Below are 24838 nucleotides of genomic sequence, written 5' to 3' on the forward strand. Positions count from 1 at the left end.
TTGGAATGTCTGTAGATATAAGTATGCTTTCTATTTTACACTGTATCGGCGGCGGCATCTATTCTGGATGTGGTACAGGAGATGTTGCGTTGGAGCGTTCATTTTCATCAGTATATGACGTACAGCAGCAAGCTCCGGATATAAAATAAAAAAGCCCGCACACAGCGGGCTTTTCGGTAATATAGTATTCTTGCTGGCAATAAGGTACTGGTATATAACTTTTACAAATGATTCTGTAAAACCAGCCGTTTATGATCTGCTAAAAAGTAATTCCTTTTAAAGAAGCATTATCGGTATAATCGCATACAAGATGTGTGCTGATGATTAGACCTGCTCTTCCCACAGCTTGGCCTGATATTCCTTGACCTGCTGTTCGGATGCTTCCGGATAGACGTTGCGGAAAGGATGATGCTTGGCATCGATGATCTCGACCATTTTGTCGATCATATCCTGCGGATCGAACTGCTGGGCGAGCATTTTCTCGCCTTTCATTATATCGGAGCGCTTGGTGAAATTGGTCTTCTCGTCGTACCATTTTTCCTTCTCGGCGAACATCATATCGTTGAAGCCGGTTTTGAAAGGACCCGGGTTGATCGTAGCGACCTGGACACCGAACTCGGCCAGTTCGTCCTTGAGCGCCTGCGCAATTGCTTCAACAGCATGCTTGGATGCGCAGTATGGTCCGAGATACGGCGTTACACTCAGTCCGGCAATGGAGCTGATAAAGATGATTTTACCTTTCTTCTTGGCAACAAACTGGCGCGCGGCAATCTGTACCAACTCCAGGGAGCTAAATACATTGGTATCGAAAATCTGGCGCAGGTTCTCGACCGGCAGTTCAGCCAGCGGGCCACCCTGACCGATCGCTGCATTGGAGACAAATACGTCGATATCGTATTTCTCCAGCTGGGCACGATCCAGCGGATTATTTACATCCAGTTTGAATACTTCAATATTGAGTCCTTGTTCCTTGGCATAGTCCTGCAGAGGAGGAACCTGGGAGATTGTTTCGACGGTAGCGATCACTTTATGTCCTTTTTGGGCGAGTCCAATCGCAGCTCCTTTACCGAGCCCGCTGCCTGCACCTGTGATGAAAATGGTTTTTTTACCTAGCATATGATTGTCCTCCTTGAATTGAAAATGATTTGGAAAATTATTTCGCACATGTCACTAATACTGCATTTACCCGTACTCATCGGCAGTTAACCAGAAGGCAATCCCGACACGAGGCATAACAGGATCACATCGCTGGGATTCAAAAGGGCTGTTAACCAGTGCAGCGACTCCTGATTGATTATGGCAAAATGCAGCGGAAGACCCAGCAAAGCAGCGGCTTGGAAGGCAATATCTTCCGCAGCCTGAGCGGATCTGGTATAGTTACTTCGAGATATAGAAGAATACACAGAAGAACACATAGAAGAAGGGACATCCAAGATATGAACAACGATTTTTTTATAGCCCAGCCGATGTGGATGTATGGACTGACAGCAGTAATAGTCATTCTGCTGCTCGTGCTGATTATTCGTGGACTCCGGCGCCGCAGTGCACGTATTCGGCGGGAGCAGCTGGACCCGCGGCGAATTACGATTGGAGATATCGACCAGATGGAGGGGGCGGAGTTTGAGAGGTATTTATACCGTCTGTTCCATGAACTGGGTTACGTAGATACCTTCAAGACCAAGGACAGCAGCGATTTTGGCGCGGATCTGGTCTTTACCGACCGTCATGGTGTGCGCAATGTACTGCAGGCCAAGCGATATCAGGAGAATAATGCGATCAGTCTTGATGCGGTTCAGGAAGTGTATGGTTCCATGCGCTACTACCAGGCAGGACGCTCGATTGTGCTGACGTCCGCCAGACGTTTTACCGCTGCCTGTGAGACACTGGCCGGGGTGAATGGCGTCAAGCTGCTCAATCGTGAAGATCTGATCCAACTGATGGATGATTTCAAGTCAGGACATTATGAAGACGCGATGGACTGTATCGAGGCGGAAGCGTATACTGTATTGTCTCCGTGGGCAGAGTACCTGGATAAGCCTATGCGTTCTATCGGCAAGGACCGCAAGGCAGAGAAATGGCTGCGTAACCGCTAGGACGGGGACGCGGCTTTTGAGGCGGCTTCTGATTTACAAGAAACAGAGAATAGAGAACGTTCAGCCGGGAGTTTTATCTGCCCGGTTATTTTCTGCGTTAAAAAGTAAGTGATCTACATTGACAAAGCGAATATACACCCTCATAATCCATAATGATAATGATAATGATTATCATTATGGATTATGAGATATACATACACAGGGGGATGGAATCGTGATGCCACAAACAATACATACAGCAATAGAGGGAATGGCAATGAATCGTCTGCTGGCTGACTATGACCGGGTTAACCATACTGGTAGAGCTTCGCGTAGACCTGCGGACAAGGCTGCCGGGGTGGCTGCACGATGAGTTCGGTTCCATTAACAGGCTCCATGTACCCGTGGCGCGTCGTCAGCATCTATGGCGGCGGATTGGCCGCTCTTGTAGTGCTTTTCTTCGTGAGCCTGTGTTATGGGGAAGCGGCGATTCCGCTGCATACGGTAATGGAAGCATTGACAGGACGACAGGATTCGCTGAACCATAATATGATCTGGGATCTGCGCATGCCGCGTACGATGATCGGTATTCTGGCCGGGGGCGCACTGGCAGTGGCCGGCGCACTGCTGCAGACGATCACCCGCAATCCGCTGGCGGCATCGGATACGCTCGGGATTAATGCAGGTGCTTATTTTGTCGTTGTACTGGGAACCGTATTATTTCCGGATCTGCTCCGTACGTCGCCTTTTCTGTTCGCGGCGCTTGGCGGGCTGATGGCGGCAGCGGCAGCTTATCTGATGGGCGGAGGGCGATCTTCCAGTCCGGTCCGGCTCGCGCTGTCGGGAATGATTATCTCGATGGTGCTCGGCTCATTTACAAGTGCGCTGCATATTTTCTTTGCCCTGGAGACGCAGGGGCTGTTCCTGTGGGGATCGGGTACACTCGTACAAAATGACTGGAGCGGGGTACAGTATGCCTGGCCGTGGGTCGTAGGTATCGCGATCGCGGCACTGCTGCTGTCCAGACAGTGGGATGTACTGGATCTGGATGAATCGACAGCTTCCTCTCTCGGACAAAAGGTAGGCGTAGCGCGTGCCGGCGGTCTGCTGGTCGCTGTGCTGCTGGCTGCGATTATCGTTAGTGTGGTGGGACCGATCGGCTTTGTCGGCCTGGTCGCGCCGCATCTCGTTCGTCTGAGTGGTATACGTGCTCATCGCTGGCTGCTGCCGGGTGTATTCATCTGGGGAGCAGCGCTGCTGATCGGCGCCGATGTACTCGCCAAGATGGTCCATAACTCCAGCATGGAACTGCCAACAGGTGCAGTAATGGCATTAATCGGCGCACCATGGCTGATCTGGCTTGTACTGGTGAAAATGAAGGCAGCCAATGGCGCCGGCGGCTCTGCTTCGATGAGTACAGGAGCATCTGCCCAGCGCTGGCCGTTTGGCCGACTGGCGGTTATTTTTACGGTGCTGGCAGTTGTATTGACCGTAGGCAGCACGATGTTTGGCGGCCTGCGTATTCCGCTGGGCGATCTACTGCCTTCGCTGTTCAGTTCGGATGGACTGTATTCGGCGCTGCTGCAGTTCCGTATCCCGCGTACGCTGGTGGCAGCGGGTGCAGGTGCGGCGCTGGCGATTAGCGGCGTGCTGATCCAGATAGCAGTGCGCAATCCGCTCGCGGATGCTTCGATCGTCGGGGTGTCCTCGGGAGCGGGACTGGGCGCGATGATAATTATGATTTTGTGGCCTGCGCTGCCTGCATTTATGGTGCCAATTGCTGCGATTGCAGGTGCAGGGGCTGCAGCGTCGATCATTTTCTTCCTTTCCTGGAATAAAGGGTTAAATCCGTCTGCGGTCGTACTGCTCGGTATCGCGATCTCTGCGATTGCCGGTGCGGGCATCCAGATTCTGATCGTCCAGGGCGCCCTGTGGGGTGGGTCCAGCTACATCTGGCTGACCGGCAGCACCTATGCCCGTACATGGGATCATGTGAAGATGATCGGTATCTTCCTCGTGCTGCTTGTACCGGTCGCCTGGTGGATGGCCCGGCGCTTCGAACTGCTCGTATTTGACGATCAGAGTGCCTCGGGACTCGGACTGTCTGTACGCAGAACACGCCTGCTGGCGATGGCGGTCGGTGTACTGCTGGCAGCAGGCGCGGTAGCCTGTGTCGGTACGGTAGGGTTTATCGGTCTGATCGCGCCGCATATGGTGCGTCTGCTGACCGGTCATCACATGCGGCGTTCACTGTTTCTGTCTGCACTGACCGGCGCGGTCATGCTTGTGCTGGCCGATACGGTGGGACGTACGGTGATCGCACCGACAGAGATTCCTTCCGGTCTGTTGATCGCTCTGATCGGCGCTCCGTACTTCCTCTATCTGATGTATCGTTCCAATTGGCATCGTCCGACGAGCTAATCCTGTACCATCAGGCAGCAAAGAAGGGTAGACGAAGTGTGATTTGGAAAATGGTTAAATGATCCGGGTTGCTATGTAACCCAGACTTGCAGCCCAAAGAGCTGTCCCTGTTCATCGTGAAGATGAGGGACAGCTCTTTTTGGTTATGACGTATGAGTTTGTCGATAGTCATCCCCTGTACACTTAAAGGGTTAGAGGGGAGGTTTATTTAGCTGTATAGGTGCTTGTTGGGCCTGTTTGTTCATTGGAGCGATCAGTGATTTTTACCGGACACGGGTGTCAGCTTCTCCTGCTGCTGTTCGGCATTCTCTCCCTCGGGTGCCATAATGTCCGGCGGAACGAGCGCTTCGGTCTTGTCCTTGCCAAACTGGATAAATACCCAGACACCCAGCAGGATCAGTGTACCTGCTCCAAGCTGCATACCGGTCAGCGCTTCGCCGAGCAGCCAGAACGCCAGCAGGGAAGAGAAGACTGGCTCTCCGAGCACAGCCATCGAGACGGCACCGGCATTCATATATTTGAGCAGCCAGTTGAACAGATAATGTCCAAACAGCGTCGGAACGAGAGCCAACAGCCAGAACACACCCCAGTCTCTCGCTTCATAGCCGGTAAATGGAATATGGTTGACCAGATTATACACGGCAAGCACACTGGCAGCCATAAAGAACACCCAGAAGTTATAGATCAAGGCTTCCATATGAGAGCGGATATGCTTGCTGATCAGCATATGTATGGCTACCGCTATTGTACCGAAAAAGGACAGCATATCTCCCTGCAGCGCCGTACCGGATACTTTGAAATCGCCCAGTCCAATCGCGATAGAGCCAATAACTGCCATCGCCATACCGATAATCATATACCGGTTGGTACGTGTCTTGAACAGAAAGTACGAACCGATTACGACCATAATCGGCTCCAGGGTGAGAATAACGGTAGAGCTGGCTACCGTCGTCAGCCGCAGTGATCCCATCCATAGCAGGAAATGCAGCGCCAACATCAGTCCGGAAATAAACAGCATCAGCCACACTCTGGGCGGGATACGGAACAGCTCGCGATAATAACGAATCGCCAGCGGCAGCAGCAGCAGATCGGTAAAGTACAGCCGATACATGGCGATCACCGATACATTTGCGTCCGACCAGCGGATGAAGATGGATGAAAACGAAATAGCGATAATACCGATCACGTACAGCACTTCCAGTGGAATCCAGTGCTCACGGGTCTTGATGGATTGATTCATGTCTGCTCTCCTATGCTGCCAGTTCAGCCTGATTTTACATTACATATTTGTAACCGGTACCCCATACGGTTAGGATATGCTCGGGGTTTTTGGGGTCCCGTTCGATTTTTTTGCGCAGATTGGAAATGTGAACATCGATCGTACGCTCCAGATAGGCGCGGTCGCCCCCCTTGATCCGGTCCATCAGTTCGTTACGCGTGAATACTTTGCCGGGAAAATGATACAGCTCCCGCATAATCGCAAATTCGATCTGGGTGACTTCCACTTCCTGACCTTCGACAAACAGGCTGTGCCGATAATCATTAACCGAGATTCTCGACTGTACCTGGGCGGCTACAGGAGAAGTTGTATTATAGCCATTGAGCCGCTGGGGACCACTGCGGCGCAGCAGCGCCTTGATCCGGGCATCCAGCTCCTTGAGGCTGAACGGCTTGCAGAGAAAGTCATCTGCGCCGTTATCCAGTGCCTTGAGACGCTCGTTCAGCATCGTATTAGCTGAGATCATTAGTACCGGCACGGTGGATTGCCGGCGGATCTGCTGTACCAGCTCACTGCCGCTCAGATCGGGCAGCATCAGATCAGTCACAATGATATCGGGCTGATAGTCATTAAGTTTGCCAATTGCTTCTTTGGCGTCATGAATCAGCTCTGTATGGTAACCTTCTTCCTGCAGGAAAAATGCGATCATATCAGCGAGACTTTTTTCATCTTCAATAAGCAAAACTTTGATGGGCATGCCAGTCACTCTCCTGTGTAAAAATTATAAGCTTGATGAGTATGCATGACGATCAAGCCCATTAGCTGTTTTAAGTGAACTATTTTTTGCAAACATACGAATAAACCGTTGTAAAAGTTCAATCGTTAAGGGGAATCGGTTCGCAGCCTGCTGTAATGGCTGTGCAGGATCATGATGGATAGGTATAAATTTGGCTGATCCCATGGTAATTCTGTTCAATATGTAAGATAGTAAGGTTACTGGAAGTATAGTTTTATACATCTGAACACAATATGAATTATTTTCCAAACCGTCTCTTGACGTTATAATAAAACAAGCTGACAGCAATATACTTTACATACAGATTTCGCTAACAAACCTTCTGACAAATACGGATATATTGTACCATTGTTAGCGGATATGGTGGATAAGGAATATTTTATGTTGATCAATGTGACAGACAGACCATGTCGTATCGGAACATCTGGATCAGGTATACATGCACTCAGGCGTAGTATGACGATTTGTCAGACGGTCTTACGGGTGACGCTGCTGTCCGTGTGAGAAAGGACCGTTCGTTATGAATCACAAAATACTTCACCGGTTAAAATCCCCCTGGCTGGGGACAGGCATCCTGACGATTCTCGGTATAGCCGTAAACTGCTTCAAGCTGGATCTGTCGGTCGTGCTGCAATTTATTTTTGGAGGTACGGCAGCCTTGATGATTGTAAGGCTGTACGGGCTGAAGTTCGCATTGCCTGCGCTGCTGCTTATCAATCTGCCGTTCCTGTGGACAGGATCATATGGGCTGCTTATCACTGTCCTGGGACTGGAATTGATCTTTGTATGCTTATGCTCCCGTGTATTTCCGAGAAGCAGTCTGCTGAAGGTGGATGCATCATTTTGGATATTTATTGCACTGCCCTTACTGTATATCGTATACCGGGATGCGCTGGAGAATACCGATAACCGGCTGATCGGGCTGCTGACGATAAACAATGTACTCAATGGCATCATCAATGGACTGATCGCTTCGATTGGTGTCGAGTCGCTGCTAAGCCGGGTTGCAATCGGCAGCCGCCCGAGTTATCCGATATCGCTGGGAAGGATCATTTTTAAATATTTGCTGGCTTCGGTGGTGCTGACTTCGCTGCTGGTCATGTTTGTGAATGGACGCCAGCAGTTTGAAGATATACTGGGCTACGGATCGGAATATATGAGCCGGTCTTCACGTTTGTATATACAGGAAATTCAGCAGAATCTGCTAATAAGACCGGACCGGATTCAATCGTTGATGATTGATTTCAAAAAGGACTTTATGATGGATTCCATGATGCTGGATGCTTCCGGCAAAGCCCGTTATACGACAATGAATGCGGATATGGTAAGCCGCTTTGCGGATAATACAGGATACAGCAAGCTGCTGCTGAAGGATCAGCCTGTCCATGGGAGCGTCTATCAACAGTTCCCGGATAGGGCGCAATACAAGCTGGAACGCTGGCAGGAGTCTTATCTGGTAATGAATGTACCATTGTCGCAACAATATCGTCTTGTCTTAACTATGCCTCTTAACTTTTATTTATACCCATATTATGCCTTTTATCTATGTAGTATCTTAAAAATATTAATTGTAATTGTGGTTGCGCTGGTGCTGGCACGTCCGATCAGCCGTAAATTGACCCGTCCGTTGATGCAGCTGGCCAAGGCGTCGAATAATATTCCTTCCAAAGTCAAAGAGAACCGTCCGCTGGAATGGCCGGAGACGAATATTATTGAAGTGCGCAAGCTGATACGCAACTTCAAGTCGGTCGTCAGCATTATGGAACACCAGTATCTGCAGATCAAAAAAGACAAGGAACTGCTGGAAATCCGGGTTGTGGAGCGTACGTTTGATCTGGCGGAGAGTGAGGCGCAGAAGAATGCCATTCTACAGATGGCGATCGACGGGATTATCTCTACGGACAGCCATCTGCGGATTACCGACTTCAACCCGGCGGCCGAGCGGATGTTCCGCTGCAGACAGGAAGAGGTGATCGGTCGTCCGCTGTCGGATATTATTCTGCTGGAGCCCGGTGATGATGGAGACACCTGCATTGCGGTGCAGGCGACCCGCTTTGACGGTACAACATTCCCGGTGGAGCTGACACGCAGCAAGGTGCTGGCGGAAGGTACTTCATTCCGTACCTTTTTCGTTCATGATCTGACAGAAGAAGAGCATCTCAAAGAACAGCACAATGAACAGGCCCGTCAACTGCAGCTGCTAAATGACCGTCTGCTGGAAGAACAGGGAGCAGCCGAAAGGCAAAAAAGCATCACTGGCAATCTGCTGCAATCGGTCGAAGAAGGAGTAGTCATGTGTGATTCCCAGCAGTTGATCTCGTTTATGAATCCGACGATGCAGGCATTTTTTAATCTGGAGGATTATACCGGCCGCCCGATTACCGAGCTGCTCGTTCATATTGATCAGCTAACCGTCAATACCGGTTCCCTGAATGACCGGCTGGAATATTATATGAACAGCGGGGAGCACTGGGAGCAGGGTGAACTGATTCTGCTGCGCAGCAAGCGCATTTTGTCGCTCTACGTTACACCGGTAATCGATCCGGTGAGAGAGATCGAACATGGCTTCCTGCTCGTATTCCGCGACTGTACGGAAGAGAGAAGAGTCCGCCAGATGCAGGATGAACTGATTACCGTCGTCTCTCACGAGCTGAGAACGCCGCTGTCGGCAATTATGGGCTATATTGAGATGCTGACCCTTTATGAAGATATGCCGGCTGTGAAGCGGCAGGAGTTCATGCATACGATTCAGCAGGAAGGAGACCGCTTGTCCAGACTGCTCGACGATTTCCTGGACAGTCAGCGTATCGAAGCCAGGCATATTGAGTACCATATGAGCTGCCTGCCGGTACGCGATCTGGTGCAGACGGTCTGTTATCAGTGGGACATTCATTCCCGGCACCGGATTTGTGTGCACAATGAAGGTGAAGAGCTGTATATTATGGGCGATCAGCACCGGATGATTCAGGTGATTCATAATCTGATCAGCAATGCGCTCAAATATTCACCGGACAGCATGGCTGTTGATATCCATGTGCAGCAGGAAGAAGATTCTGTCGTTATTGCGATACAGGATTATGGCATCGGTATTCCCGAGCAGGATCAGCCGCATGTATTCCGGAAGTTTTTCCGCTCGCACTCTGAGGCTTCACGCAAGGTCAGCGGTACCGGGCTCGGATTGTATATCGCCCATTTGATTGTGCAGGATCATCATGGTCAGCTTCAGGTATCCTCCAATCCGGGGTCCGGCTCCATATTTACCCTCACCCTGCCGAAGTATACACCGCCTGATTGAGCCTGCTGATTCATCTTTCCAGCCTTACGGTTACTACTGTACGTACAGGTCGGTCTGCGGCATCATGCGGACAGACACAGGAAAGCAGATTCTGAAAATGGAGGCATGACTCACATGGCAGAATTAACATTAGCAGGCAAAACCGCAATCGTTACCGGCGGAGGTTCGGGTATCGGGAAAGCTTCCGCAATCCGTCTCGCTGCCGAAGGCGCAAAAGTGTATATGCTGGACCGTACGCCCGAAGAGGCGGAGAAGACCAAAGCCGAAATTGAAAATGCCGGCGGCAAGGCCAGCGTGATCGAATGCGATGTCTCGCGTCCCGAGATGATTGAGCAGGCGATGAAGCAGGCGGGTGAAGAATCCGGCAGCATTGATATCGTATTTGCCAATGCAGGCATTAACGGAGAGACCGCTCCGATCGAGACGATGGAGATAGAGGATTGGAACCGTACGATTGAGATCAATCTGAGAGGTACTTTTGCAACTGTCAAATATGCCATTCCCTATATGAAGCAAAGTGGAGGGAGTATCGTCATTACCAGCTCGATTAACGGTAACCGTACATTCTCCAAAATCGGCGCTTCCGCCTATGCGACGTCCAAGGCCGGACAGACGGCCTTTATGAAAATGGCCGCGCTGGAACTGGCGCGCTACAAAATAAGGGTAAATGCCGTATGTCCCGGATTTATCGACACCGATATCGAAGACAACACCTATGAGAGCGATGATCTCAAAAAGGTACAGATTCAGGTGGAATATCCGGACGGCCAGCATCCGCTCAAAGGCGAGCCGGGCAAAGCAGAGGAGGTAGCCAATCTGGTATTCTTCCTCGCTTCCGAGCAGGCGTCCCAGATTTCCGGTACGGAAGTATTTGTGGATGGAACCGAATCGCTGCTGATGTAGTCCGCAGCCTGGATTGGGTAATAGCCGCAGCCTCATTACATGACCCAAATACGATATGCTGCTGCATCATGGGCAGCAGAACTTCTATCCTCTTTTCCTGTTCGGGAAAGGGGATATTTGGGTAGTAAATGTCTGGATGACATAACTTTTGGTTAGGGAATTGACAGTGTTGTACTGACTGAATTAAGCTAGGGATGACAAGGATAATGAGCAGAACCCAAGCGGGGATATTCCCCATAACATAGACTGCGAATGAAGATAGCGGGAGAGTCTGCGGATGTATGCGATCCGCCACCGAAGGAGCAAGTCGGAGGGAATGCCAGCCCCCCGGCCAATCTCTCAGGTACCAGGAACCGCTGCCGGACGCAACTCTGGAGAGAGCGCAAGCCACCCAAGGGGTATGACAGGAGCAGTTTCCCGTCCAAACTCTCAGGTAACGAGGACAGAGCAATAGGCCCTTGCAGGCTTTGCTCTGTCCTTTTTGCTGTCAACTCGTGGAATATATGGAAAAGCTATAGAATTGGCAGCGGTGCAGATGGAGTGAAGAGAGACAGCATGCAGCAGATCTCTGCCGGAATATAACTTGTTCAAGACAACAATTCACAGGCGCATATGCGGGAAAGAGGAATCAGAATGCGTTTTAAAAATGTATTCAATATTATTGGCCCATCGATGGTAGGACCATCCAGTTCACATACGGCAGGAGCAGCACGCCTCGGCCGGGCAGCCCGACAGCTGCTGGGCGTCTGCCCGGAGCATGCGGATATCATTCTGTATGGTTCATTTGCCGAGACCTACTGGGGACACGGCACCGATCTGGCGCTGGTTGGAGGCCTGCTGGATTACAGCCCCGATGATCCGCGTCTGCCTGATGCAGCCGAGGAAGCGGATCAGCTGGGCATGACGATCCAGTTTGATAAAGGGAGCGGCAATTATCCGCATCCCAACTTTGTACGTATCCGGCTGCGCCAAGGTGAGCAGACAGCCGAATTGGCAGGTGCTTCGATCGGAGGCGGCAATATCGAGATTCATGAGATGAACGGATTCGATCTCAAGGGCTCGGGGCAGTATCCGACACTGGCAGTTGAACATCAGGACAGTAAGGGTGTACTGGCCGATATTACGCGTACACTGAGCGAATCCGAGCTGAATATCGGCTTTATGGATGTGGATCGCAAATCACGCAGCGGTGAAGCCATGACCATCATCGAACTGGATAGCGCGCCTGTTCAGCAGGTGCTGGATAGAATCGAACAATTACCTTACGTGACCCGTGCGGTCGTTATTAATCTGGATTAATGGAAGGTTGTGAACCGGAATGCAATTCCGTTCGTTAAAAGATATTATCAGACTCTGTGAGGAACGTTCTCTCACGATTGCCGAACTGATGGTTGAGGAGCAGGTCAAGGAGACCGGAGTATCCCGGGAAGAAGTGATCCGGCAGATGACGGATTATTATCATATTATGAAAGAAGCGGTACACAAGGGCATTACCGAAGATACCGTATCACGCAGCGGACTGACCGGCGGCGATGCGCGCCGGGTATACAATTATCTCAATAATGGCGAGACCGCATCCGGCAGTGATGCGACGCGGGCGATGTCCTACGCGCTGGCGGTATCCGAAGTGAATGCCTCGATGGGCCGCATTATTGCGACTCCAACCGCAGGCTCCTGCGGTATTATTCCCGGTGTATTCGTCAGCACCCAGGAGCGGTTCGGCTGGAGTGATGAGCTGATGGTTATGGGATTATTTGCAGCTGGAGCGATCGGTTATGTCATTGCCAATAACTCCTCCATCTCTGGAGCGGAGGGCGGCTGTCAGGCTGAAGTCGGATCGGCGATTGGTATGGCTGCCGGAGCGGTCGTTGAACTGCGTAAGGGTACGCCGGAGCAGGCGATGCATGCTGTCGGTCTGGCGCTCAAAAATACACTGGGACTGATCTGTGACCCGGTCGCCGGACTGGTAGAGATTCCATGTATCGTGCGTAACGGACTGGGAGCGGTCAATGCACTGGCTGCTGCCGATATGGCACTGGCTGGAGTGCGCAGCGCGATTCCTTCCGATGAAGTGGTGGATGTGATGCTGCAGGTTGGACGTTCCATGCCGAGTGAGCACCGCGAAACCGCTCGTGGTGGACTGGCCCAGACACCGACCGGTCGCAAAATCACCGAAGAACTGCGCCGCCGCCGACAGAATAACGGGAATTAACCGTTCGGATCAGGCGCGTATGCATAGCTGAATACCAAAAAAGCTGGACGGCAAACTCCTGCAGTTCTAACTCCTGCACAGTGCTGTTCCCAAAGTCCCTGCCTTTGCGCAGGGGCTTTTTTGTATTGGATTTCATTCGGGTTCTATGGGACATAAAACAGTACCACAGCATCTGCTGATTCAACTTTCGGCCAACGTGTGAAAAGATGCTGAAGTGATTTTCAGCAAATTAATCAGAGGAGGAATCGCAGATGGATTTACAACTTACAGGCAAAAAAGCACTCGTAACCGGTTCTACACACGGGATCGGCAGGGCAATTGCAACAGCACTGGCACGGGAAGGAGCGGAAGTGCTGATCAATGGGAGAAGCGAGGACAAGATCCGGCAGACAATCACCGATATTCAGGAGCAGCTTCCATCCGCACGACTGCTGCCGGCGGCGGCAGACCTGGGCAGTGAAGAAGGCTGTCAGCAGCTGATTGCAGATTATCCGGAGCTGGATATTGTGGTGAATAATCTGGGGATTTTTGAACCGGCGGAATATTTCGACATCCCTGATGAAGAATGGTTCCGGTTCTTCGAGGTGAATGTGATGAGTGGTGTGCGGCTGAGCCGTCATTATATGCGGCACATGATCGACCGCGGCGAAGGGCGGATTCTGTTTATCGCCAGCGAAGCCGCCGTGATGCCATCCCAGGAGATGGCTCATTACAGCGCCACCAAGACGATGCAGCTCTCCGTCTCCCGCAGCCTGGCGGAGCTGGCTCAGGGCACGGCAGTGACCGTGAATACGATTATGCCGGGTTCGACGATGACAGAAGGCGTAGAGCAGATGCTGCGCAGTCTGTACCCGGGGGATGACTTTGACCTGGAGCAGGCGGAGAAGCGGTTCATGAAAGAAAACCGGCCAACCTCCATTATCCAGCGTCTGATTCGCCCGGAAGAGATTGCGGACTTTGTTGCTTTTGTAAGCAGCCCGCTATCTGGAGCGATCAACGGAGCAGCCCTGCGGATTGATGGTGGAGTGGTGCGAAGCGTGTTCTGATCATTTGATAAAAGAAAGGCAGCGCCCTGTTGCGGGAACGCTGCCTTTACTGTATCTGGGAAGCTTATCGGATTTTAAACAGCAATGTCTTCTTCCTGAATAGATTGTCTGTACTCGGAAGCTTCTGCCAGTTTGGTGAATTGTACGACTTCATTATGATTTTTGCGAACTTCTTCCTCGATCTCCGCAAGTGTCACATGGAAAAATTCTTTTCTTAAATTGACTTTGTTTAACCGGTGATTGGTAAAGCGTCGATGCAATGCATTTTCTAGAGCAGGTGCATCATTGCTAAAGATCATGGCATGTACATCAAACCGGAAAGGCACTGAAGCATCTCCCAGTTCAATAATGCGATCAAGTGGTTCAAGACGGCGTGTCATGCCGATTTTGTATACTTCTTCACCAAAAGATCCAATATTAGAAATAATATAGACATAGCCTGCTCTTGTATTGCGTTCACGGTTAATGACATCTTCTTTAGCGTGCTGTACTTGAGCAAGCTGGGCTTCAAGCTCCTGCAGTTTGCGCTGAATCTTCTCCTGTTCGATTGCGTTTTCCAGCTGCATTTTGGATCTCAATGCTTCAATAGCCTGATTAAAGTGATTTTCTTCTTTTTCGAATTTTTGTTTTTGGGCTTCGATTTCTTTCAATGCTTTGGCTTCCTCGCGCATTTGCTCTCTAATCCGTGCCTGTTCTTCTTTTTCTTCCTGCTTTTTCTTCTCGTACTCATAATTCAGATGCAGTTCTTCCAGCTTGGAATTTAAATAGGTCGGGGTAATGGAGATACCATTCATGGCTCCCAGTTTATTCAGAACATCATACGATTTCTGTATACGGTTCTCAATCGAGTTTATATTGTTGAATTTGACTTTGATAATGGAGGCATCACACTCGTTATTAAAAGAACGAATAAACAGCTTAATCAGATCATTCATCATTTTTTTACCTTCTTTTTCGCTTCCATTCACTGTCCATGCTTCTCTAAACGCGGCTGCTTGTTTATTGCGAACCATTTCTTTCTGCTGATCACGAGTTTCTTCCAGCCGATATTTATAAGCTTCGGATGTAGCCAGATCATATAGGGGTTCGTACAGTCCAAACTCCTGCATCAGCAGCTCATCATTCAACTCAATCAATTGCTGCTTATGATGTTCATATTCTTGAATAAGCCGCTGACGTTCCACTGGATCAATCTGTTCGTAGGCGACTCTCATCATATGATGTTCATTTTTCATTAATTTATATTGGTGCTCCATCGTATCACGGCTTTGCTGCAGGTTGTCTTGCTGAGATTGCAGGTGTTGATATTGACTTTCGAGGGAATCATGCTGCTGTCGAAGCAACTGATATTCCTGATCCTGTCGGGCCTGTTCAGCGTATTCTTTTTTCTCGGCAGAATAGCGAATCAGCAGCAGAATTACCGCTGCAATTAGAGGGACTACGGCAGTAGCAAAGCAGCATAACAAGGCGATAAACCAGGTAGAAAGATACCATTTTTTCATTCGTTAACCTCCATAAATATGTAATATATTTTTATTATAATCCATTAAATTACTTAAAAGTATATTTTTTTATATCCTAATAACGAAAAATCCGCAGTGCATCAACAGGGATGACTGCGGATGGTGCATTATAAAATTAATCTTCCAGCACCAGCGGCCGAAGCTTGGCTTCGATCTCGGTACGGTGGGGCTCCAGGAAAGGAGGCAGAGACAGGGTCTCGCCCAGTGAATCCATCGATTCGTCGATATCAAATCCCGGCGTATCGGTGGAGAGCTCAAACAGAATACCATTGGGCTCGCGGAAGTAGAGTGCACGGAAGTAATGACGGTTGACTTTGCCGGAATTGGGGATACCGAGTTTGGACAGCCTTTCCGACCAGGCATTGTACTGTTCCTCATCCGGCACACGGAAAGCGACATGGTGGACGCCGCCGCGGCCAAGACGGGCAAATGGCAGTTCCGGACGAGTCTCGATATGAACTTCGGCACCTGCGCCGCCTTCACCGGTAGCGTATACCTGAATATCGGCGTGCTCTTCACCGGCGAGGGATGGATAGGAACCTGCGTGGCGGAAGCCGAGTACGCCGGTCAGAATAAGTACCGTGTTCTCCGGATTGGCTACCGTCAAGGTCACCGGTCCAAGACCGAGAATACCATGTTCTACCGGTACATCCGAGCCGTCCCATGCCTGTCCGGGTGCTACACCCTGTTCATTATTATCCGCTACCAGAATCAGATGGGTTCCTTCAAAATCCTGAAAAGCGAGTGTGTCCCGTCCGGCGCGCTGCTTGATCTCCTCATGGGTGACGTTCAGGCTGTCGAACCGGTCGGACCAGTATTGCAGCGCCGCTGTATCGGCTACCCGCAGGGAGGAAGCGGAGATGCTGGATACACCCTGATACGTAGGGCCAATACCCGGCAGATCGAAAAAGGTCAGTTCGCTGCCGGGAGAAGCTACACCATCTCCATAAAAGAGGTGGTAGGAAGTTGTATCATCCTGATTAACCCCTTTTTTGACGAGACGCATACCCATTACTTTGGTGTAAAATTCGAAGTTCTTTTCCGCTTTGCCGGTCATGATCGATACATGGTGAATACCTAACAGTTCCATAATTATCATCCTCCTGGGATTGTTTATATAAATTGTTTTTGTATTTGAAATCTTAAAGTTAAGATAATTATAACATGAGTCCAGAAGAATACAATAGGATAGAGCAATTTTTGTGAAAAAAGTATAGCTGCTTTATAAAAAGTGGGATTGTACTTTGCAATGTTACAGCGATTCGTACACCAGACTTACAGCAAGCCATACAACCAATGAGGCAGCAAATCATACGGTAATCAAACCATAAGCCATACTGAAAATCATACAGCAAAAACCACCCGGAACCTGCCCGAGTGGTCTTGGTCAAAATTATTTAAATTATAATGTGATCATATTACCAGTGTTATCAGTGATTCGACAAACCGCCGCTTTCCGCTCGGGTAACTACCCGTGTACGATAACTGTCTGTTTTCAGACCGATTTGCGGGAAGACTTCGTTCAGGTTAGGGAACTTGGCGAGAATCTGCTTGTTGTCGGTACGCAGATCCATTTTGCTGTAATCATAAAATCCAGCTTCGCCGACCGTATTGATAAAGTCATTGCCTTCTATCGTGGTATCTCCTTTTTTGGGAACAACGACGCTCGGCGTATTTACGAGCATATTATCCGTCATTTTGGTTCCGTTTGGATATTCCGGATGCCAGCTTGGGTCCAGTATGCTGTCCCACAGTTTGTGATCGTAGCCATACTTGTCCTGAAGCTGCTTACCGTACTGTGCCCACGGACTGCTGCTTGGATTCATCTCGCGCAGCTGATCGGCGAAGATACTTTTCACCCCATGGCTCTTTTTGTTGCCGCGCTGGTCGATCTGAATCATATTGGAGTCAACGACCAGATTGTTTTTGGCAATATTGTCATGTCCATTTAGCAGAATGCCCTTGGTCGAGCCCTGGACGATATTGTACTGGTAGTTATCTCCGCTGTCCGCACCATCCGAGTAGAAGCCATTGGAACGCTTGTTATGATGGATAAAGTTATAGCGGAGTACATTACCATAAGATGCCCAGTCCTGCGCCGTATAGAAGGCTCCGGTGTCGCCTTCGATCAGTGAGGTATTATGTACCTCATTGTATTCAAACGTCAGATTGTTGCTGTACACATAGCGCACAGCATCTTTGGGTACATCGTGCATCAGGTTATGATCGAATGTTACGCCGACAGAGTTCCTCACCAGGATGGGTTCCAGATGCGTCAATTCACCGACATGGTGAATATGGTTGTTGGTAACACGGCTGTTGGCGGCCGTCAGAGATTTACGGTTACCGGCATCATTGATGCTGATCCCGAATCCGCCCACTTCATAAATATCATTGCTCTGGAACAGATTGTATGAACCTCTCACATCCAGAATGCCGCCATTGCCCAGATTGCGCAGCGTATTGGCAGCCAGTGTAATATGATTACTGTTTTTGATTTCAATCCCGTTGCCCATGCTTCCCTCAATCGTGAAGCCCAGCATTTGTATATACGAGGCATCCTTGAATGCAATAACCGGATTTTCATTATCGGCAATAATCATATTCAGGTTCTGAAGTTTTCCGCCTTTTGGATAGTAATACAGCTTATGGTCTTTGAAATCCAGTGCCCATTCGCCGGGTTGGTCGATCTCATCCAGATAGTTAATGGCCCGCCATTCTTCAATACCTGTTCCGATTCGGTAAGGCGCGCGAATCTTGGCCTTGTATTCCGAGCTAAAAGCATAGACATCGGCTTTAACGGATCTCTTATACACATCCGGGGTGACGGCTGTCGGTGTACTGTTGTCGCCCGGATAATATACCGGTGAAGGCTGATCGCCAAGATACGTAATCGGTGAAGAGGCTCCGTCCGACTGCATGGTAAACGGCTCCGACTTCAGGGTGACCGGCTTGGCATCTTCGGTCTCCTGGGAAGGATCAGCCGTTTCGGTCTTCAACAGGGAGTCTTCGGTCAATTCTTCCTTGAGCTCGACGGATGTAGTGGCTCCGCCCTGCTGATACAGGGTATAGGATTTGCTGGAAGTATCCACATCATGTAGAGCATCGTCTGCCGAAGACGGAGTTGTCAGCGACGGCTGATATTTGTACGTATCTGCCGAAGCGGATGTGCTGTTGCGATAATCGACTACAGCCTTACTCCACTTGGAACCCATACCGCCAGCAGGGATGTCTTTCAGTGTAATGACATGATGGTTGGTATCTATTTCCTGGACGGAGCTGGTAATAGGGCTCCATACCGTTCTCCAGAATCCTTTGAGATAGAGTGGGTGGCCCGCTTCCAGCGACTTTTTCCAGCGCTCGGAGCGATTAGTACCATCCAGATCCAGTGTATTGGTCGTATCATCATTTTCTGGAATGCCTCCCTCGCCATAATAAAAGGATTTGGCATCCGCAGAACCGTTGATGGTGGTCCAGCCTTTGCGATGATTATTCACCGATTCACCAGGGTTCGGCCACTGGGAGATCGGCTGCCGTTCGCCATTGGCGATCAGATCGACAATCCCCCACTGTTCGGTAAAGGAAGTACCGCCACGAAAGTGAAAAATATGCTTAAAGTTCTTCTGTTTCATATCCAGTTCGTACAGGTCGCCGGCATAGACATCGGGATGAACGCGGCCTGCTGCTTCCGGGTTGAGCGGTTTCCAGTCAGAGGCCGGTACATGCACACCGTTGGTCAGTGTGACATGTTCTCCAGGGTAAGTGCGATAAATAATCGGTTTATCCGCTGTGCCTGAATCTTGGGCAGTCAGCTCCAGGGTGGAAGTCTCGTATTCGCCGCCTTTGACCCAGACGGTAATTCCGTGTTCTGGCAGCTTGCCGTTCAGAGCGCGGATCACATCTCTTGCTTTATCCAGAGTGGCATAAGGCTTGTCTTTGCTGCCATCTCCGTTTGTATCGCTGCCGGAAGTAGCAACATAGAGATTCATTCCGGTTGCTGTTACTGCTCCGCTGCTCAGTGCGGCGGTTCCCTGAGTGCTCACCTGTTCGGCGACCGCGTAGGGAACGGCCAGTGTACTGGACAGCGTAAGTACAGCTGTAAGCGATACAATTTTTTGGAACTTCTTCATGTGTATGATTTCCCTCCATTCTCTTTGTGTGCGAGTAACCGGGGGAATAGTGTCTCCCCGCCAAGATGCAGTACCTGATTTATAATCTGCAACCACCTCCTTCACAGAATAATTCAGCCAAAGCCATTATATATAATAAAAGATTGTCGAGAAATTAGCAAAAACAAAAAAAAATATCATTAAATGTAAAAATTGTCTCATTAAATTAATATATGTGTTTCTTTTTTGTAACCATTTGAGCACAGCTTATTCAGCGTTGTCAAGTTTAGGATAAAAAAAGACTTCACATGAACAGCGGCAAATCATGCTTGCTGTCCATGTGAAGCGGTACTGCAACCTAAGAATCAGGAAGTCGGATCAGGGGCAGAATGGTTGCTTAATCCGTTGTACTGATTACGTGCAATCGGCTGAACACGATAGGTGTCCTTGTACAGACCGATTTCGGTAACCACCTTGTTCAGGTTCGGGAACTTCTTGAGAATTGCCTTGTTCTGGGTGCGCAGATCCAGATTGCTGTAATTGTAAAATCCGGCTTCATTCAGCGTATTCAAAATGACATTGCCCTGAGCGGATACATCGCCTTTTTTGGGGATCTTGATCGTAGCGCCACCGACCAGTACATTGTTATTCAGCTTGCTGCCGTTAGGGTACTGCGGATTCCAGCTGGCACTCAGCACCGAACTCCACAGATTGCCTTTCATGCCATACTGCTGGGCGAGCTTCTCACCGTATTGTTTCCACGGACCGCTCTGCGGATGGAACCCGCGCAGCAGCTGGGCATATGGACTGTTCAGCCCATAGTTGAGACTGTCGGATCGATCGTTGATTTCCATAGATTCCGTCTCGATCAGCAGATTGCCGGTCGCCACATTGTGATGACCATTTTCCACGATAAAGGCCCGTTTGGTATCCTGAATAATATTGTTCTGATACGTGTTGCCGCTGGAGCCGCCATCTGCATAGAAGCCGTTGGAGCGCTGGTTATGGTGAATCATGTTATAACGAAGTACATTGCCATACGAAGACCAGTCCTGCGCAGTATAGAATGCACCGGTATCGCCTTCGACCAGTCCTGTATTATGTACTTCGTTGTACTCAAATAACAGTTTGTTGCTAAATGTATAGCGGATCGCATCCTTGGGTACATCATGTAGCAGATTATGATCAATCCGCAGCCCGACTGACTCGCGAATAATGAGTGGTTCCAGATGTACCAGTATACCGGTATTATAGATATGGTTGTTGGTAATTCTCGTATTGGCAGCAGTCAGGTTGGCCCGGCTGCCCGCCTTGTTGATACTGATGCCAAAGCTGCCGGTATCATGAATATTATTGCTCTGAATCATGTTGTGACTGCCGCCGGAATCGGTAATTCCGCCGTTGCCCATATTGCGTATGGTCAGTCCGGCCAGTGTAATATGATTGCTGTTCTGTACATTGATGGCATTACCCAGCCCGTTTTTGAATTCAAAGCCCATAAAGCGGAGGTGGGACGCGCCGTTGATCCGGATAATCGGATCGGTACGATCTGCGATAACCGTATGCATTTCACTGATCGGTTTGGGCGGATAATAATAGATTTTGCCGTCTTTGAAATCGAGTGCCCATTCGCCCGGCTGGTCGATCTCTTCGAGCAGATTGAGCAGCCGCCATTCCTCGGTACCATTACCTACCCGATACTGGTTATCCGGAGTAGCTGCATTGGCAACCGCACTGAATTTGGAGCCGATTCCGCCTGTCGGTGTCTCCGACAGATGAATGGAGCGGGAAGACGGCTGAATCTCTTTGAGACGTACTGTTGCCGGGCTCCATACGGTGCGCCAGAACCCCTGAAGATAGACGCCATGTCCGGTCTGAATTGCCCGCTGCCAGCGTGCCATTCGTCCCAGATTGCTGGTATCCTTGTTCTGCATATCGTCATAGTAAAAGGATCGCTCGTTGACGATCCCCGAAGCGACCGCCCAGCCTGCACGATTGCCTGCCGAAGCATCATCCCGGTTGGGCCACTGGGAGACCGGCTGCATCGCATCACTCGCGATCAACTGCAGAATGCCCCATTTTTCCGTAAAGTAATCACCACCGGTAAAGCCCTGAATATTTTGGAAGCCCAGCTTTTTCACGTCCAGCTCCATCAGCTCGCTGGCCTGAATCGCCGGGTTCACACGTTCACGTGCTTCCGGGCTGAGCGATTTCCAATCGGACGGATTCACTGCCGTGCCATTGGACAATGTGGCGACTTTGCCGGAATAAGTCCGGTAAGTGATGGGTGCCTGGATAGTGCCGGAATCGGCAGCTGTCCATTCCAGTGTGGCAGTGACATTGTAATTGCCTTCTTTGACCCATACGGTAGCTCCGCCGGATGGCAGCGGCTTGCTGCGTTTGCGCAGATCATCGCGTGCTGCCTGAATCGTGGCGTAAGGGTGCTGCTGACTGCCATCCGAATGCTTGGCACTGGCAGCAGCATCCACATACAGATTGATCGGTGTTGAAGCATCAGGTCCACTATCCAGTGCACCCTGCTTGGAATCAGCTCGTCCACCATGCCATAAAGGGAACAATAAAAGCAGGATCAGACCGCTTATCAGTACTACATATCTTATGTTTTTCACCTGCAATACCTAACCCCCCTTTTTCCTTGTTAAAGGTAGTATATGGAGGGAAGAACAGCAGTGTCAATTTTTTGAATGATGAACCTACCCAGTCTTTGTTCCTGTTTGTTAATTGGCTAACCTACATAAAAAAGAAACCAGTCCGCAGGTAGCAGACTGGTTTCTTCTATATAAAGGTGCTTCGTTGATCGAAAACTGTGTTGCTGTGCATTTATTGACGGTTGCTTAATCCGCCTGTCTCGGCTCGGGTCACAACGCGGATGCGATAAGAATCCTGCTGCAGGCCGATTTGAGGGAAAATGCTGTTGAGGTTAGGGAATTTGGATAGTACTTGAGAATTTTTGGAGCGCAGATCCATCTGGTTGTAGTTGTAGAAAGAAGCGGCAGAGATCGTATCAATAGTGTTGTTGTTCGCTACAGTATATTTTCCGTATTTTGGCTTGATGACACTGCCGACCTGCACAAGTGCATTATCAATGATTTTGGAACCATTGGAGTATTCCGGACGCCATGCAGGGTCCAGCATATCCGTCCACAGATTATCGGTATAGCCATATTTGCTTTTCAGCTGGGCTGCATAGTTCAGCCATACACCGGAAGTTGGGTTTTTGGAACGCAGCGTATCTGCGAAGATGCTGCTTACACCATAGTTTTTGGAGACAGTATCGCTGATTGCCAGCGTATCACTGCGGTTCTCGATGCGGGCAGTATTGGAAGCGATAATCACATTGTTTTTGGCGATATTGTGATGACCGTTCAGCTGCAGGGCACGATCGGAACCTTGAATAATGTTGTTGTAGTAGTTATCTCCGGCATCACTGCCATCCGCGTAGAAGCCGTTGGCACGCTGGTTGTGGTGGATGAAGTTGTAACGCAGATCATTACCGTAGGAAGACCAGTCCTGTGCAGTATAGAAAGCACCGGTATCGCTTTCGGCGAGGGCAGTATTGTGGACTTCATTAAACTCAAAAGTCAGGTTGTTGTTTCGCTCATAGCGGATAGCGTCCCTTGGTACATCATGTACCAGATTGTGATCCACCCAGACGCCGACCGAGTCACGGATGACGATGCCTGCCAGATGGGCATGCTGGCCGATATGATGGATATGATTGTTGGTGATTCGTGTGCTTGCACCTGTCAGCGTGGAGCGGTTGCCCGCGCTTCCGACACTGATACCAAAACCGCCAGTATCGTATACGTCATTGCTTTTGATCAGGTTGGAATAGCCGTAAGTGTCGATGATTCCGCCGTTACCGACATTGAGTACGGTATTGCCGGCGATGGTGATGTGATGACTCTTCTGCAGATCGATGCCGTTGCCGAGTGTATCTTCGATCTGGAAGCCGAGGAAGGAGATATAGGATGCGCCATTCATTTTTACAACGGCATTTGGTTTATCGGCGATCTCTACATCCATATCGGCGATATTGCCATTTGGATAGTAGTAGATTTTGCCATCTTTAAAGTCCAGTGCCCACTCGCCGGGCTGATCAATCTCATCCAGCAGATTCAGTGCACGCCATTCTTCGGTACCTTCACCTACACGGTAGACCGGATTGGAACCGGCAACTTCCTTGCTGAATTTGGAGCCCATGCCGCCAGCAGGCATATCAACCAGGGTAATGCTGCCGTTGGAGGTGTTGACGCTTTGCACTTTGCTCATCAGTGGAGCCCACAGTGTTCTCCAGAAGCCCTGCAAATACAGGTCATGTCCAGCGGCGATCGATTTTTTCCAGCGTTCGGCGCGATTGGTACCATCGCTATTCAGTGCATCGGCTGTGTCTCCATCTGCTGGCACGCCATTTCCTCCATAATAAAAGGATTTGGCATCCGCAGAACCATTCGCTGTCGTCCAGCCACCGCGGCTGCCGCCGGCTTTTTCGTCTGGATTCGGCCACTGAGAGATCGGCTGCAGTTCATTATCGACGATCAGGTCAATGATTCCCCATTTATCGGAGAAAGAGGTTCCGCCAGGGTAGGAATTGATATTGGTCAGACCCATGGATCTCACATCCAGCTCGACCAGCTTGGAAGCGCTGACTTTGGGATTGACACGTTTCTGGGCGCTGCTGTTCAGCGGTTTCCAGAGGGTAGGGGCTACCGATACACCATTGGAGATGATAACTTTCTCTCCAGGGTAAGAGCGGTAGACGATGGATTTGCCGGTCGTTCCGGAATCGGAAGCGGTTAGTTCAAAAGTACCCGTAATCTTGTACGTTCCGCCTTTGACCCAGACGGTGATGCCACCGGCGGGAAGAACGCCTTTTTTGGCGCGAATAGCGTCACGTGCCTGAGGTAGAGTTTTGAATGGTTTGCCTTTGCTGCCGTCTCCGATAGCAGCTGCGGAACCATCGACGTAGAGATTAAGTCCTGTATTGGTAGTGGCACCGCTGTTCAGTGTAGTAACATTTCCATTTAACGTACGGTCTGCATATACAGAAGCCGGGGATACAATTGATCCCAGCACTAATGTACTCATTAAAAGAATAGCTGTAATAGGCTTCTTTCCAAACATGATAAAACTCCCTTTCTTAACTTGATATCCTGACTGGCTGTATATGATGTTCTATAGAAATGATAATGATGGAATGCTGCAGGAATGGTGTAATAGT

General features: G+C 49.8%; 16 protein-coding genes and 1 riboswitch. Of the genes, 8 read left to right on the top strand and 8 right to left on the bottom strand.

The window, feature by feature from the left end; genetic code table 11:
- Nucleotides 1-324: 324 nt before the first annotated feature.
- On the bottom strand, nt 325-1116 hold the full coding sequence (locus WH45_RS06620; protein ID WP_046213592.1) for an SDR family oxidoreductase: 792 nt from the start codon (nt 1114-1116) through the stop codon (nt 325-327).
- A 320-nt stretch (nt 1117-1436) separates the two neighbouring features.
- On the opposite strand from WH45_RS06620, the gene WH45_RS06625 reads away from it, so the two are divergent.
- The 3 genes from WH45_RS06625 (at nt 1437) to WH45_RS06630 (ending at nt 4493) form a co-directional block, all read left to right on the top strand.
- On the top strand, nt 1437-2093 hold the full coding sequence (locus WH45_RS06625; RefSeq protein ID WP_052723647.1) for a restriction endonuclease: 657 nt from the start codon (nt 1437-1439) through the stop codon (nt 2091-2093).
- Between the two features lie 214 nt (nt 2094-2307).
- Nucleotides 2308-2445, top strand: coding sequence for a hypothetical protein (locus WH45_RS23555; protein ID WP_156075150.1), 138 nt, complete (start codon nt 2308-2310; stop codon nt 2443-2445).
- Complete coding sequence (locus tag WH45_RS06630) at nt 2442-4493, top strand: iron ABC transporter permease (RefSeq protein WP_046213593.1); 2052 nt, start codon at nt 2442-2444, stop codon at nt 4491-4493. Before WH45_RS23555 ends, WH45_RS06630 begins: the two co-directional genes overlap by 4 nt.
- 253 nt (nt 4494-4746) lie before the next feature.
- On the opposite strand, the gene WH45_RS06635 is transcribed toward WH45_RS06630, so the two are convergent.
- Both WH45_RS06635 and WH45_RS06640 read right to left on the bottom strand, forming a co-directional pair.
- A complete protein-coding gene (locus WH45_RS06635) occupies nt 4747-5733 on the bottom strand; it encodes a DMT family transporter (RefSeq protein WP_046213594.1) in 987 nt (328 codons plus the stop codon).
- 34 nt (nt 5734-5767) lie between these two features.
- The gene (locus WH45_RS06640; protein ID WP_046213595.1) at nt 5768-6469 is read right to left on the bottom strand and encodes a response regulator transcription factor; all 702 of its coding nucleotides are present in this window, start codon (nt 6467-6469) and stop codon (nt 5768-5770) included.
- Nucleotides 6470-7028: 559 nt separating this feature from the next.
- Here WH45_RS06640 and WH45_RS06645 point away from each other — a divergent pair.
- From WH45_RS06645 to WH45_RS06665, 5 genes are all read left to right on the top strand, one after another.
- Nucleotides 7029-9803 (top strand): ATP-binding protein, encoded by a 2775-nt coding sequence (locus WH45_RS06645; RefSeq protein ID WP_046213596.1) that lies wholly within the window; start codon nt 7029-7031, stop codon nt 9801-9803.
- Nucleotides 9804-9917: 114 nt separating this feature from the next.
- Nucleotides 9918-10706: an SDR family oxidoreductase gene (locus WH45_RS06650; RefSeq protein WP_046213597.1), complete on the top strand. Its 789-nt coding sequence runs from the start codon at nt 9918-9920 to the stop codon at nt 10704-10706.
- Between the two features lie 252 nt (nt 10707-10958).
- Nucleotides 10959-11072, top strand: a riboswitch (glycine riboswitch).
- Nucleotides 11073-11339: 267 nt separating this feature from the next.
- Nucleotides 11340-12005 carry an L-serine ammonia-lyase, iron-sulfur-dependent subunit beta gene (gene sdaAB / locus WH45_RS06655; RefSeq protein ID WP_046213598.1) on the top strand — a complete coding sequence of 222 codons (666 nt, stop codon included), beginning with the start codon at nt 11340-11342 and terminating at the stop codon, nt 12003-12005.
- Nucleotides 12006-12024: 19 nt separating this feature from the next.
- Entirely contained in the window at nt 12025-12918 is an 894-nt protein-coding gene (gene sdaAA, locus WH45_RS06660) for an L-serine ammonia-lyase, iron-sulfur-dependent, subunit alpha (protein ID WP_046213599.1), read from the top strand.
- A gap of 251 nt (nt 12919-13169) precedes the next feature.
- Entirely contained in the window at nt 13170-13964 is a 795-nt protein-coding gene (locus tag WH45_RS06665) for an SDR family NAD(P)-dependent oxidoreductase (RefSeq protein ID WP_046213600.1), read from the top strand.
- A 74-nt stretch (nt 13965-14038) separates the two neighbouring features.
- Here the strand turns inward: WH45_RS06665 and WH45_RS06670 are convergent, their stop codons facing one another.
- The 5 genes from WH45_RS06670 to WH45_RS06690 form a co-directional block, all read right to left on the bottom strand.
- Nucleotides 14039-15466: an SNIPE associated domain-containing protein gene (locus WH45_RS06670; protein WP_082096564.1), complete on the bottom strand. Its 1428-nt coding sequence runs from the start codon at nt 15464-15466 to the stop codon at nt 14039-14041.
- A 136-nt stretch (nt 15467-15602) separates the two neighbouring features.
- Nucleotides 15603-16577, bottom strand: a complete 975-nt coding sequence (locus WH45_RS06675; protein ID WP_046213601.1) for a ring-cleaving dioxygenase — start codon at nt 16575-16577, stop codon at nt 15603-15605.
- A gap of 340 nt (nt 16578-16917) precedes the next feature.
- A complete protein-coding gene (locus tag WH45_RS06680) occupies nt 16918-19617 on the bottom strand; it encodes a right-handed parallel beta-helix repeat-containing protein (protein ID WP_046213602.1) in 2700 nt (899 codons plus the stop codon).
- 344 nt (nt 19618-19961) lie between these two features.
- Nucleotides 19962-22226 (bottom strand): right-handed parallel beta-helix repeat-containing protein, encoded by a 2265-nt coding sequence (locus tag WH45_RS06685; protein WP_235338306.1) that lies wholly within the window; start codon nt 22224-22226, stop codon nt 19962-19964.
- Between the two features lie 211 nt (nt 22227-22437).
- Nucleotides 22438-24705: a right-handed parallel beta-helix repeat-containing protein gene (locus WH45_RS06690; RefSeq protein ID WP_235338308.1), complete on the bottom strand. Its 2268-nt coding sequence runs from the start codon at nt 24703-24705 to the stop codon at nt 22438-22440.
- Between the last annotated feature and the right edge of the window lie 133 nt (nt 24706-24838).

The sequence above is a fragment of the Paenibacillus wulumuqiensis genome (genome assembly GCF_000971965.1).
GTDB classification, from domain to species: Bacteria; Bacillota; Bacilli; order Paenibacillales; family Paenibacillaceae; genus Saccharibacillus; species Saccharibacillus wulumuqiensis.